This window comes from Marinobacter sp. 2_MG-2023, from assembly GCF_030546935.1.
Classification (GTDB): Bacteria; Pseudomonadota; Gammaproteobacteria; order Pseudomonadales; family Oleiphilaceae; genus Marinobacter.
In genome coordinates, this window is sequence record NZ_JAUOPH010000004.1 from 684,529 (window position 1) to 696,417 (window position 11,889).

Consider the following 11,889-nt stretch of genomic DNA (forward strand, 5'->3'; position numbering starts at 1 on the left):
CTTTCCCTATATCAAACTGATCAGAATTTCATTTCGTCGAAGAAGCTCTTAACACCCTCAAACCAGGACGTTTTCTTCGGTGCGTGATTGGTAGTGCTGCTGCCGTCAAGGGCTTCCTGGAACTCGTTGAGCAACTCCTTCTGGCGCTTGGTCAGGTTAACAGGCGTTTCCACCGTTACACGACACAGCAAGTCACCCGAAGGACCTCCACGAACCGGGCTAACACCCTTGTTCCGCAACCGGAAAAGCTTTCCGGTCTGGGTTTCGGCTGGAATACGAAGCTTCACCCGACCATCCAGTGTCGGCACTTCAAGCTCACCACCCAGGGCCGCATCAACAATACTGATCGGCACTTCGCAATACAGATTACGACCATCACGGGTGAAGATCGAATGTTCCCGAACCGACATCTGCACATACAGATCTCCGGGAGGCCCTCCGTCAACACCCATTTCGCCTTCGCCCGAAAGCCGGATACGATCACCGGTATCAACGCCCGGGGGCACTTTCACCGAGAGGGTTTTTTCTTCCTGCACTCTGCCCTGGCCGTGGCAGGCCTTACAGGGGTTCTTGATAATCTGGCCAGATCCCCGACAGGTGGGGCAGGCCTGCTGCACCGTAAAGAAGCCCTGCTGCATACGCACCTGCCCCATACCCTTACAGGTACCGCAGGTTTCAGGGCGCGAACCTTTTTCCGCCCCACTGCCGTCACACACTTCACACTCCCTGTGTCCAGGGATGGTGATTTTAACTGTCTTGCCTTTCACCGCCTCTTCGAGGTCCAGCTCCAGGGTGTACCGCAGGTCCGAACCGCGGGTGCTACGCCCACGGCCACCGCCACCTCCGAAAATATCACCAAACACGTCACCAAAGATGTCGGAGAAGTTACCACCGCCACCTCCGAAGCCACCACCGGCCTGACCATCTACGCCAGCATGACCAAATTGGTCGTAGGCAGCCCGCTTGGACTGGTCCGCCAGTATTTCGTAGGCTTCGCTGGCATCTTTAAACTTGTTCTCAGCGTCTTTGTCTTCCGGGTTACGGTCAGGATGGTACTTCATTGCGAGCTTTCGATACGCCCGCTTTATTTCTTTCTCATCCGCGTCCCGGGAAATTCCGAGAATGTCGTAATAATCGCGCTTGGCCATGCTTCTAAAACCCTGTTATTTAAACGCGGAAAACGCGGAGAAACTCCGCGTTTTCCAACTACCTGATGTACGTCAGAATTACTTCTTGTCGTCGTCTTTAACTTCTTCAAACTCGGCATCTACTGCGTCATCAGAAGCCTGGGACTGCGCATCTTCCTGGCCGCCTGCCTGCTGCGCCTGACCATCCTGATCTGCATACATCTTTTGAGCCAGCTCACCTGAAACTTCAGTCAGCTTCTGGGTTTTAGCTTCGATGTCGTCTTTGTCAGAACCGGCAAGTGCTTCTTCCAGTTCCTTGATAGACGCTTCAATCGACTCTTTCTCGCTGTCGCTGACTTTGTCGCCGGCATCTTTCAGAGTCTTGCGAACCGCGTGAACCATGGCGTCGCCCTGGTTGCGAACCTGGACCAGCTCCTCGAACTTGCGATCCTCTTCAGCGTTCGCCTCAGCATCCTGGACCATCTTCTCGATTTCATCATCGTTCAAGCCGGAAGAGGCCTTGATGACAATAGACTGCTCTTTGCCAGTAGCCTTGTCTTTCGCAGACACGTTCAGAATACCGTTAGCATCAATATCGAAAGTTACTTCGATCTGCGGCACACCACGCGGTGCGGGCGGGATGTCAGCCAGGTCAAAACGACCCAGTGATTTGTTCTGTGTCGCCTGCTTCCGCTCACCCTGAACAACGTGGATGGTTACGGCTGTCTGGCTGTCATCCGCTGTTGAGAAGGTCTGCGATTTCTTGGTAGGAATCGTAGTGTTCTTGTCGATCAGCGGTGTCGCTACGCCACCCATGGTTTCAATACCCAGGGTCAGCGGAGTCACATCCAGCAGTAGCACGTCTTTCACATCACCAGAAAGTACGGCTGCCTGAATCGCAGCACCCATGGCAACGGCTTCGTCCGGGTTAACGTCCTTACGAGCTTCTTTGCCAAAGAAATCCTTAACCTTTTCCTGCACCAGCGGCATACGGGTCTGACCACCAACAAGGATAACCTCGTCGATATCGCCAGCCTTCATGCCTGCATCTTGCAGAGCGACCTTACACGGCTCCAGGCTACGCTGAACAAGCTCTTCAACCAGAGACTCAAGCTTGGCACGGGTCAGCTTCACGTTCATGTGCTTGGGACCGCTGGCGTCTGCAGTAACGTACGGCAGGTTCACATCGGTCTGCTGACTGCTGGAAAGCTCGATCTTCGCCTTCTCACCAGCTTCTTTCAGACGCTGCATGGCCAGAGAGTCACCGCGCAAATCGATTCCACTGTCTTTCTTGAACTGGTCGGCCAGGAATTCGATAATTTTCATATCGAAATCTTCACCACCCAGGAAGGTGTCACCGTTGGTTGCCAACACTTCGAACTGGTGCTCGCCGTCGACATCTGCAATTTCGATAATGGAAAGGTCGAAAGTACCGCCACCCAGGTCATAAACCGCAACAGTACGATCACCGCTCTTCTTGTCCAGACCATAGGCCAGGGCTGCAGCAGTCGGCTCGTTGATGATGCGCTTCACTTCCAGACCGGCGATCTTGCCCGCATCTTTTGTAGCCTGGCGCTGACTGTCGTTAAAGTAGGCCGGCACAGTGATTACCGCTTCGGTCACTTTCTCACCCAGGTAATCTTCTGCAGTCTTCTTCATCTTCTTCAGGATTTCTGCAGATACCTGAGGCGGGGCCATTTTCTGACCTTTAACTTCTACCCACGCATCACCGTTATCCGCCTCGGCGATTTTGTAAGGCACCATTTTAATGTCTTTCTGAACAACGTCGTCTTTGAAGCGACGACCAATCAGACGCTTAATGGCATAAATAGTGTTGTGGGGGTTGGTAACAGCCTGGCGCTTGGCCGACTGACCCACGAGGGTTTCGTTGTCATCTGTGTAAGCGATGATGGAAGGGGTGGTGCGATCACCCTCTGCGTTTTCGATAACCCGTACTTTGTCGCCATCCATGATGGCTACGCATGAGTTGGTCGTTCCAAGGTCAATACCGATAATCTTGCTCATTGAATCACTCCAGTTCTTCTGAATGCTGTACTGAATAGTTGTCCGGAAACATCTACTCCGGCTGCTGCTGTTTAAAGGCTATATTGGCGCTTCAGCTGATTTTTCAAGCCTGCTCATCAATTTTTGGTGCATCCTGAGCCTTCGCCACCATAACCATTGCCGGCCGTACCACGCGCCCATTCAGCAGGTAGCCTTTTTGCACCACAGCCACCACGCTATTCGGTTCGGCGTCCGGTGCCGGCACCATGGACATAGCCTCATGTTGTTGAGGATCGAACGGTTCACCAACCGGATTCAACGGCTCGACGTTGAACTTTTTCAGGCTCGATTCGAGCAGGCTTAGCGTCATTTCGACACCCTGGCGAATAGACGCCACCAAATCACCGGCATTCTCCTTGCCTTCCGTGCTCTCAACGGCCTTCTCAAGGCTGTCGGCCACAGGCAACAGCTCTTTGACGAATTTTTCCAACGCAAACTTGTGCGCTTTCTCAACATCCATCTCGGCGCGACGACGCACGTTTTGCATCTCGGCCTGCATGCGCAGCATCTGCTCCTGCGAGTCCTGAACCTGCGCCTTCAACGCTTCCAGCTCGGACTCCTCACCCTGCTCGATATCCTGAGCTTCCTCGGCAGCCGCTTCCGCGGCCTCATTCAGTTCGTCCACCTGCTCATTGCGGTTTTCGTCGGTACTCATGACTACTCCTGCCAGATCTTCGGAGGTCGGTTTAAACGCGACCTATTGAACATAGGCTCCAGCCCCGCAGAGCCGGAAGAATGTATTGCGAAGGAATATGGGGCCCACCGCTGAGGTTTCAACCATCAAAGCCTGCATTCCCGAAGAAAATCTCATCCGTGTGTTTGCAAACATCAAAATCCCTGTATATATTCACAGTTACTGTATGTTCAAACAGTATCTTTTGAAGGCGGAGGTTTTCTGCATGCTTACACAGCTAACGGTTTCCAATTACGCGATTGCCGAAAGGGTAGAACTACAATTCGGTACAGGCATGACAGCCCTCACCGGCGAAACCGGTGCAGGCAAATCTATTGTGCTGGATGCTCTGGGGCTTGCCATGGGCGGACGAGCTGATGCAGGAACTGTACGGCATGGCGCAAAACGCGCAGACATCACCGCGACATTTGACGTTTCAGGGATCTCCGAGGCCCTGCAATGGCTGGAAAGCCATGAACTGGATGACGAGAGCGACTGCATTTTACGCCGCGTAATCAGTAAAGATGGGCGCTCACGGGCCTATATTAACGGCCAACCCTGCCCTCTCGGCCACCTGAAAGACCTGGGCGGGCTGCTGATGGACATTCACAGCCAGCACCAGCATCAATCGCTCCTGCGCAAAGAAACACACCGCAAGTTAGTCGACGAGTTTGCAGGCGCAGAAGACCTCGCCAGCCAGACCCGCGAAGCGTGGAAATCCTGGAACCAGATTCGCGGAAAGCTGGCCGAGCGTCAGCAGAATGCAGAAGAATCTGAAGCCAGACTGCAACTTCTACGCTACCAGGTTGAAGAGCTCGACCGCCTGGCACTTGAAAGCAGCGAGCAAAAGCAGCTGGAGCAAGAGCAGGAGCAACTGAGTCAGGCCGATGCAATTATGCACAGCAGCCATCAGGCAGCACTTCTGTGCACAGAAGATGAAACCAGCGCAGCAGGTCTCGTTCGCCAGGCATTACAGCAACTGGAACAACTTCCTGTTGCGATCCCCGCGCTGGCCGACACAATCCAGATGCTCAATGAGGCCCAGATCCAGATCAGCGAAGCGGGCGACAACCTCCGTCATTTCGTGGATGACTATGAAGCAGATCCCGCGTGCTTGGCAGACGTTGAAGAGAGGCTCAGCGCCATTTACCAGATGGCCCGCAAACACCGCATCAACCCGGAAGAGCTACCAGAGTTTCACGAACGGTTAAGCGCGGAGTTAGCGGAGCTTGATGGCGGCGAAGGTAGCCTGGAAAAACTTGAGGCAGAGCTGGAAATCCAACGCAAAAGTTTCGACAAACTGGCCGGCGAGCTTTCCGAAGCCCGGGCCAAAGCAGCCCTGGAACTGGATCAGCGCATTGCCAGCGAACTGGTTCAGCTAAGCATGCCGGCGGTGCAGTTCATTACACAGCTTCACCGCAACAGCCAGGACGAACCAGCGCCACACGGCCTGGAAGAAGTAGAGTTCCTCGTTAGTGCTAACGCGGGACAACCGGCACGACCACTGGCCAAGGTTGCTTCCGGGGGAGAACTGTCACGAATCAGCCTGGCGATTCAGGTGGTGGTTGCACAAACATCGACAACTCCGACTCTGATATTTGACGAAGTCGACGTAGGTATAGGCGGAGGCACCGCAGAGGTCGTTGGTAAACTACTAAGGTCTCTTGGGGATAACGGCCAGGTGATCTGCGTAACGCACTTGCCGCAGGTTGCGGCCCAGTGCCACCAGCATTTGTTCGTCAGTAAATTCACTCGCCAGGAAGCGACTTTCTCGAAGATCGAATCCCTGGATGACAAGGGAAGAATCAGTGAGGTTGCAAGAATGCTGGGCGGCGTAGATATGACCGAGCATACCATTGCCCACGCCACAGAAATGTTTTCCAAAGGACAGGCGACTCATCACTGAAGCGATGGGAACCATCAATTCCCCCTCTCGACCCTGAGAGCTGTTGGGGCAGGCTTCACGGCCTGCCCCTTTTTTCTCTTCACCTGCTAAAAGCTGTGCACTTAAGATTTAATGGGCTTAACGTAAAGAATCAGGCTGTGCTCGACAATTTCGTAGCCATGCTCTTTCGCAATTTTCTGCTGACGCGCCTCAATCACCTCATCAACAAACTCGATCACTTGCCCTGTCTGGGTACAAACCATGTGATCGTGGTGATCTTCACCCGCCATTTCGAACACTGCGTGGCCGCCTTCAAAGTTATGACGCAATACCAGGCCAGCTGTCTCAAACTGGGTCAATACCCGGTACACAGTGGCTAGCCCCACATCATCACCCTGATCCAGGAGTCGCTTGTAGACGTCCTCAGCGCTGAGGTGATGGTCCTTGGCGCTTTCCAGAATGTTGAAGATTTTTACTCTTGGCAGAGTTACTTTGAGACCGACTTTTCGTAGTTCGGCGTTTTCAGATGCCATGTTACTATTCACTCTTTGGTGTGCCTCACGGCTTCCGGTATGATGAAGCCGCCATTTAACGGTTAACCCGTGCCACACCTGCCCTTGGCAGGCGATTTCAAGATAGAGGATTTCCTCCGGCGATGCAAAAGCTCACAGCTCTCATTCTTACACTTATTCTGTCCGGTTGTTCGTTCCCGGGTGTATACAAGATCAACGTCCAGCAAGGCAACATAGTTACCGATGAAGAGCTGACAAAACTCAACGAAGGAATGCCCCGCAGCCAGGTTCAGGCGCTACTCGGCAGCCCCCTGATGCTCAACCCGGTCGATCCTTCGCGCGAGTATTACGTGTATACCTTCCAGCGCCGCGGCGGCTTCATCGAAGAGCAACGCATTATCGTGTATTACGAGGGGGACAGTTACTCCCACTATGAAGCTCAGCTTCTGGACGAAACACCGGCCTACTGATCTGCCACCGGCTTCTTTTTGGCCCGGTTCAGGCGCGCCTGTTTCGGGTCAATCTGGAGTGGACGGTACAATTCTACCCGATCCCCTTCGCGCAGCTCATGAAGATCCGGTTTTTTTATAACCTTGCCAAATATCCCCATATCGATCGAGTCAGCATCAATTTCCGGGAAAATTGCAGTAATACCAGACAGCTTCACCGCCTCAAGGGCAGTTGCGCCCTCAGGCACCTGGACAGGAATAATCTCCTGCTTGTCTGGCCGCGCGTAAGCCACTTCAACTTTTGGCATCAGGCGCCTCCCTTATAGATGTGATCGGCGCGACGACAGAAAGCATCTACCATGGTAGTCGCTGCCTGATTGAACACCGGTCCGAAGGTCATGCGCGACAATCTGCCTGAAAATTCAAATTCCAGCGTAAGGATCACCTTGCAGGCATTCTCATCAAGTGCCTTGAAGTGCCAGCGCCCCGTGAGATTACGAAAAGGTCCGTCTACCAGATTCATTTCGATCGCTTCCGGCATAAGCAGCTGGTTACGCGTGGTAAGCGTGTGCCGGACGCCACCGCGGGCAATCTCCAGCGAAGCCATAATCTGCTCTGTACTTTGCTGGTGAATCTCCGCACCCGCACACCAGGGAAGAAACTCAGGGTAACGGGCAATATCATTGACCAGGTGAAACATGCGCTCGGCGGAGTGCATAACAAGGGCTGTTTTATCGATCTGATGGGGCATTGGAACCGGTTGTCCTGCTTACAAACACGCTTTAATAATGATTGCAGACATCATAAGGCCAGCATGGCTGACATTCAGACGCTATGATAAAGGATATCGTCATCCTTAGGGGCATTTTCAGGGGGAGTTTGCCGTTCGCTATGCTCGCTTGCAGGTACCTTTTCTGCAGGAAGCGCCTCTTCTGGCTTCCCGCTTTCCCCTGCATCAACCTTAGCGTGCTCACCAACATCGCCCGCCTCGGGTGAGGCGCCACTCCCCTCCTGTAAAACCATACCCGGAGCTGGCTCACACCAGAACGCGCGACTACCGTTATCACACAAGCTTACCAGCGAGGCTGCGGTGTAATGAATACCGATATAGACAACAACCAGAGGTAAAACCAGCCGCATAACCCAAAACCAGATTTCGCCGAAAAGCTTTGGTGCTGCTCCAAGCATGGTTTTCGAGAGGTTTCGCGTCAGGCACCACCCAGTGAAAAGAGCGATGAGCGTCGCCACCAATGGAATCACCAATCCACCGGTGATCAGTTCCAGCCAGCGAAAAATCGTGGCGCCGCCGAGCCGGTATTCCGTCCAGAGATTGAACGATAACAACGACGCCAGCCCCGCGGCCCAGACCGCGAGGCCAACAAGAACCACAGACAACCCCCGGGGCGCACCTGTCCATTCACGAAGCCAACCAACAATGGGCTCCAGCAAAGCCAGGGCAGTCGCCCATACAATCATTACAACCATAAGAAAAACAGTCGCAATAACAAACTGACTGGCAGGGAGGCCTGCAAGCGTAACCGGAAGCGAAACAAACAGCAGGCTGAACCCTCGCTCGCCATCAAAAACGTTACTTTCCGTGGCCATAGAAAAGATCATCAGCCCGGCCAGAATCGCCACCAGCGTGTCCATCAAGACAACCGCCAGAATAGAGCGTTTCAAGCGTGTGTCCGGCGTGGTGTAAGCGCCCAAAACCGCCCACACTCCCATCCCCAGACCCAGAGTAAAAAACGCATGAAACAGCGCAGCACGAAGGCTGGCCCAGGAAAGATCCTGCGGGTGCATTTGCAGAATCTGGCTGATAGCGCCATCAATCCTGCCGTGCCATACAGCCAGACCAAATAGTGCGAGCAATAGTATCAAAGTGCCCGGCACTACGATTCTGAATGCACGCTCCAGGCCCCCAACCACACCTTGTCCGGACACCCACAGCACCATGACCAGAAAGAAAACATGCCAACCCATGAACCCACGGTACGCTTTTGGGTCGGAAACCAGCCTGGCCAGAATGTCGGTAGCCTCACCCTGGCCCGTGCCCGCAAACCGTCCGGTAGCGCCGAAAAAAACATAGGCCAGCGCTATTGCTCCAAAAACTGCGGTAAACGACAACACGAGAAAGGCGGCCAATATGCTGAACCTGCCCGCAGCCATCCAGGCTCTTGAACTTTTGGCCCTGCGAATCAGACCATCCATCGCCAGTACAATGCCGTGGCGGGCATAGCGGCCAATGGAAGCTTCGGTAACCATCAAGGGCAGAGTGACCAGCAACAGGCAGCCGAGATACAGCAGAATAAACAACCCACCCCCATGCAAGCTCGCCAGGTAAGGAAACTGCCACAGGTTAGCCAGACCGACAGTTGCACCGACTGCGGCCCAGAAGAAGGTTGATTTACGGGTAAATGACCCGATATCTATCTGATAAGGCGTAGACATTTTCGCCTCTGAAAGAGTCTGGCCAGACAGTGTAGCCGAAGGACTCCGTCAGGCACGAGCCTGCAGCGTCTTTGAAGGCGATTTCGTGACCAGTCTGGCACTCCTGAGCTACAATGCGCTTTTTGCCGACCTACAACCGGTCGGCCCGTTAATTCGTCCGAACCCGGATAACTGATTCATGAGCAAGAAAAAACCCGGTACGCCGAGTAGCACCATCGCCCTTAACAAAAAGGCGAAACACGAATACCACATAGAAGAACGCTTTGAGGCGGGCCTTGTCCTTCTCGGCTGGGAAGTAAAATCTCTGCGCGCCGGCAAAGCCCAGATCACCGACGCCTATGTATTGCTGAAAGATGGCGAGGCCTTCCTGCTGGGCGGTCACTTCCAGCCCCTTACCGCAGCCTCCACTCATGTGATCGCGGACCCAACCCGAACCCGCAAGCTTTTGCTGCATGCCAAAGAACTGGCCAAGCTCATTGGAGAAACCAGCCAGGCCGGCCAAACCTGCGTACCTCTTGCACTGTACTGGAAAAAGAACAAAGTGAAGTGCGAAATTGCCCTGGTGAAAGGCAAGAAGCTCTTCGACAAGCGCGCAACCGAGAAAGAGCGGGACTGGAATCGGCAAAAGCAGCGCATCATGCGAGATGCCAACGCCTGACCGTAAATTTTAAGTGGCGCTTTTCTGACCAGCGTCATGGGCCCCGGCCCCTTTGTGTCGCATACTTGCCCTTTATGCACCTTTTTTATTGCCGCCTATACCGCAATAACCGGTGCTCCGCAGAGGGAGGGCGTATGCCAACAACTCAAATACCCATGTCTGCTGTCGATCGCGCCTGGTTGCGAATGGATACACCTGAGAACCCCATGATGATTTGCGGCGTTCTCACCCTTGAACACTCCATTCCCATGAACCGCCTCAAACGCACGATTGAGGAAAGGTTTCTGCGCTTCAACCGATTCCGTCAACGGGTTGTGGACACAGGAGACAAAGCCTACTGGCAGGACGACCCTCTGTTCGACCTGGATAACCACCTCCACCAGATTGCGCTACCCGGTAAGGCCGATAAAGCCGAGCTCCAGAAATTAGCCAGTGATATGAACAGCTCTGCGCTGGATTTCCGGCGGCCACTATGGCAAATGCATTATATTGACAACTACGAGGGCGGCAGTGCCCTGCTGGTCCGAATACACCATTGCATTGCGGATGGCATCTCGCTGGTTCGGGTTATGCTATCCCTCACAGACAAATCGCCAGACCCCAGGCCAAGAAAGGTCGTATCGAGCCACCCCTCAAAGGCCAATGAAAAGTCCTCAATCCAGAAATTGCTTCACAGTGTCGTCGACAGCGCACAGGCTGCGACAAGCCAGGCCCGACTGCTCGTGCAATCCATGCGGGAACAACCCAATTACCCCATCAAACTGGCCTCGACCGCCAGCGGTGTCGCTTTAGACCTCTTAAAACTGGGTCTCGCCCCCTTTGAGCCAAAAACCGGGCTCAAGGAGCCGCTTTCAGGGCGCAAGCAAGTGGCCTGGGCAGAACCACTGGACCTTGCCGAAGTAAAAGCCTGCTCCAAGGCCCTCGGCGGCACCATTAATGACGTGCTTTTGTGCACCGTCACCGGTGCATTGCAGCGGCATTTTGCAGCTCATAAAGAAGCAATTCCTGACAACGGAATCCGTGTCGCTGTTCCGTTCAACCTGCGGCCTCTCGATCAGCCTATTGAAATTCTGGGCAACAAGTTTGGCCTGGTTCTGGTAACGCTGCCGGCGGAAGTCTTGGATCCCTTGATGTGTTTTCAACAGGTTCAGAAAAACATGAACCAGCTAAAACAGTCGTACCAGGCTCAAGTAACTTACAGCCTCCTTGATTTGTTCGGTCGCGGCCCCGACATTCTCGAACGACGGGCACTGGAACTCCTGAGCAACAAAGCGTCTGCCGTTCTCACCAACGTGCCAGGGCCAAAAGAAGCCCTCTATCTGGCAGGAAGCAAGGTTACCCAGCCCATGTTCTGGGTGCCCCAGAGCGGAAACATCGGCATAGGTATGAGCATTTTCAGCTACGCTGGCACCGTGCAATTTGGCATTACCGTCGACAAAGCCATTCACGCAGACCCGAATGCCGTGATGAATTACTTCCGTGATAGCTTTAAAGCCCTGAGCCACGCGGCCCTTGCCGGCAGACACAAAAGCAAGTAACGAATGGCAGGCTGAAGATAGACAGAGCCGCCGGGAAAAGAAGTACACAGCAGTTTTATTCAAAACAGCAACAAAGAGGCCTTGAAGTCGGGCGAGACGCCCACATATACTGTGAGTAAGGGGACGACATGGCTTCGACGCTGGTGGCGAACCCTTGGGTGCATGTCGAGATGGCAGCGAATCTCGTTAATCCAAAGCTGCAATGCAATAGTCGCAAACGACGAAAACTACGCACTAGCAGCGTAAGCTGCTAGTCGTCCTGACTGGGTCGCCCGTAGCCCAGAGCTACATCTCAGGACGTCATCGCTTACGGGATGCTCCGTTATCCAGAGTTCACTGGCTAGCGGCTAAGATTTAAAGAACTCGCCTCTCGCACCCTGGCCTTCGGGTCGCTTGAGGTTAAATCAATAGAAGGACATAAACATGTAGATCTCAAGGCATAGTGCTGGCGGACGCGGGTTCAATTCCCGCCGTCTCCACCAACTACCAAGAGAAAAGCCCCTGATTTCAGGGGCTTTTTTCGTTCTAGGGT

11 protein-coding genes and 1 other RNA gene are annotated in these 11,889 nt (G+C 53.9%); 5 read left to right on the forward strand and 7 right to left on the reverse strand.

The window, feature by feature from the left end; genetic code table 11:
* Positions 1–20 precede the first annotated feature (20 nt).
* The 3 genes from dnaJ to grpE all read right to left on the reverse strand — a co-directional run bounded on the left by dnaJ (position 21) and on the right by grpE (position 3,846).
* The gene (gene dnaJ, locus Q4501_RS13750) at positions 21–1,148 is read right to left on the reverse strand and encodes a molecular chaperone DnaJ (RefSeq protein WP_303596809.1); all 1,128 of its coding nucleotides are present in this window, start codon (positions 1,146–1,148) and stop codon (positions 21–23) included.
* A gap of 78 nt (positions 1,149–1,226) precedes the next feature.
* Entirely contained in the window at positions 1,227–3,152 is a 1,926-nt protein-coding gene (gene dnaK / locus Q4501_RS13755; RefSeq protein WP_303596810.1) for a molecular chaperone DnaK, read from the reverse strand.
* 103 nt (positions 3,153–3,255) lie between these two features.
* Positions 3,256–3,846, reverse strand: a complete 591-nt coding sequence (gene grpE, locus Q4501_RS13760) for a nucleotide exchange factor GrpE (protein WP_303596811.1) — start codon at positions 3,844–3,846, stop codon at positions 3,256–3,258.
* A gap of 244 nt (positions 3,847–4,090) precedes the next feature.
* Between grpE and recN the strand changes: the two genes are divergently transcribed.
* The gene (gene recN, locus Q4501_RS13765) at positions 4,091–5,770 is read left to right on the forward strand and encodes a DNA repair protein RecN (RefSeq protein WP_303596812.1); all 1,680 of its coding nucleotides are present in this window, start codon (positions 4,091–4,093) and stop codon (positions 5,768–5,770) included.
* Between the two features lie 101 nt (positions 5,771–5,871).
* Here the strand turns inward: recN and fur are convergent, their stop codons facing one another.
* Positions 5,872–6,282 carry a ferric iron uptake transcriptional regulator gene (fur, locus tag Q4501_RS13770; RefSeq protein WP_303596813.1) on the reverse strand — a complete coding sequence of 137 codons (411 nt, stop codon included), beginning with the start codon at positions 6,280–6,282 and terminating at the stop codon, positions 5,872–5,874.
* Positions 6,283–6,404: 122 nt separating this feature from the next.
* Here fur and Q4501_RS13775 point away from each other — a divergent pair, with 122 nt between their 5' ends.
* Entirely contained in the window at positions 6,405–6,731 is a 327-nt protein-coding gene (locus Q4501_RS13775) for an outer membrane protein assembly factor BamE (RefSeq protein ID WP_303596814.1), read from the forward strand.
* Here the strand turns inward: Q4501_RS13775 and Q4501_RS13780 are convergent.
* The 3 genes from Q4501_RS13780 to Q4501_RS13790 all read right to left on the reverse strand — a co-directional run bounded on the left by Q4501_RS13780 (position 6,725) and on the right by Q4501_RS13790 (position 9,161).
* Positions 6,725–7,018, reverse strand: a complete 294-nt coding sequence (locus tag Q4501_RS13780; RefSeq protein ID WP_303596815.1) for an RnfH family protein — start codon at positions 7,016–7,018, stop codon at positions 6,725–6,727. The genes Q4501_RS13775 and Q4501_RS13780 overlap by 7 nt on opposite strands.
* Entirely contained in the window at positions 7,018–7,461 is a 444-nt protein-coding gene (locus Q4501_RS13785) for a type II toxin-antitoxin system RatA family toxin (protein ID WP_303596816.1), read from the reverse strand. The genes Q4501_RS13780 and Q4501_RS13785 overlap by 1 nt, the downstream gene beginning before the upstream one ends.
* Positions 7,462–7,535: 74 nt before the next feature.
* Entirely contained in the window at positions 7,536–9,161 is a 1,626-nt protein-coding gene (locus Q4501_RS13790; RefSeq protein ID WP_303596817.1) for a sodium-dependent transporter, read from the reverse strand.
* A 178-nt stretch (positions 9,162–9,339) separates the two neighbouring features.
* On the opposite strand from Q4501_RS13790, the gene smpB reads away from it, so the two are divergent.
* The 3 genes from smpB to ssrA all read left to right on the forward strand — a co-directional run bounded on the left by smpB (position 9,340) and on the right by ssrA (position 11,839).
* Positions 9,340–9,819, forward strand: coding sequence for an SsrA-binding protein SmpB (smpB, locus tag Q4501_RS13795; protein WP_303596818.1), 480 nt, complete (start codon positions 9,340–9,342; stop codon positions 9,817–9,819).
* A 134-nt stretch (positions 9,820–9,953) separates the two neighbouring features.
* Positions 9,954–11,357 (forward strand): wax ester/triacylglycerol synthase family O-acyltransferase, encoded by a 1,404-nt coding sequence (locus Q4501_RS13800; protein WP_303596819.1) that lies wholly within the window; start codon positions 9,954–9,956, stop codon positions 11,355–11,357.
* A gap of 119 nt (positions 11,358–11,476) precedes the next feature.
* Positions 11,477–11,839: a transfer-messenger RNA gene (ssrA, locus tag Q4501_RS13805) on the forward strand.
* Positions 11,840–11,889: the final 50 nt, after the last annotated feature.

What these genes read in the sequence shown, in the direction of transcription:
- Q4501_RS13800 (WP_303596819.1), top strand. Translation starts at nt 9,954, where the DNA reads ATGCCAACAACTCAAATACCCATGTCTGCTGTCGATCGCGCCTGGTTG.
- Q4501_RS13780 (WP_303596815.1), bottom strand. Translation starts at nt 7,018, where the DNA reads ATGCCAAAAGTTGAAGTGGCTTACGCGCGGCCAGACAAGCAGGAGATT.
- fur (WP_303596813.1), bottom strand. Translation starts at nt 6,282, where the DNA reads ATGGCATCTGAAAACGCCGAACTACGAAAAGTCGGTCTCAAAGTAACT.
- grpE (WP_303596811.1), bottom strand. Translation starts at nt 3,846, where the DNA reads ATGAGTACCGACGAAAACCGCAATGAGCAGGTGGACGAACTGAATGAG.
- Q4501_RS13775 (WP_303596814.1), top strand. Translation starts at nt 6,405, where the DNA reads ATGCAAAAGCTCACAGCTCTCATTCTTACACTTATTCTGTCCGGTTGT.
- Q4501_RS13785 (WP_303596816.1), bottom strand. Translation starts at nt 7,461, where the DNA reads ATGCCCCATCAGATCGATAAAACAGCCCTTGTTATGCACTCCGCCGAG.
- Q4501_RS13790 (WP_303596817.1), bottom strand. Translation starts at nt 9,161, where the DNA reads ATGTCTACGCCTTATCAGATAGATATCGGGTCATTTACCCGTAAATCA.
- recN (WP_303596812.1), top strand. Translation starts at nt 4,091, where the DNA reads ATGCTTACACAGCTAACGGTTTCCAATTACGCGATTGCCGAAAGGGTA.
- dnaK (WP_303596810.1), bottom strand. Translation starts at nt 3,152, where the DNA reads ATGAGCAAGATTATCGGTATTGACCTTGGAACGACCAACTCATGCGTA.
- smpB (WP_303596818.1), top strand. Translation starts at nt 9,340, where the DNA reads ATGAGCAAGAAAAAACCCGGTACGCCGAGTAGCACCATCGCCCTTAAC.
- dnaJ (WP_303596809.1), bottom strand. Translation starts at nt 1,148, where the DNA reads ATGGCCAAGCGCGATTATTACGACATTCTCGGAATTTCCCGGGACGCG.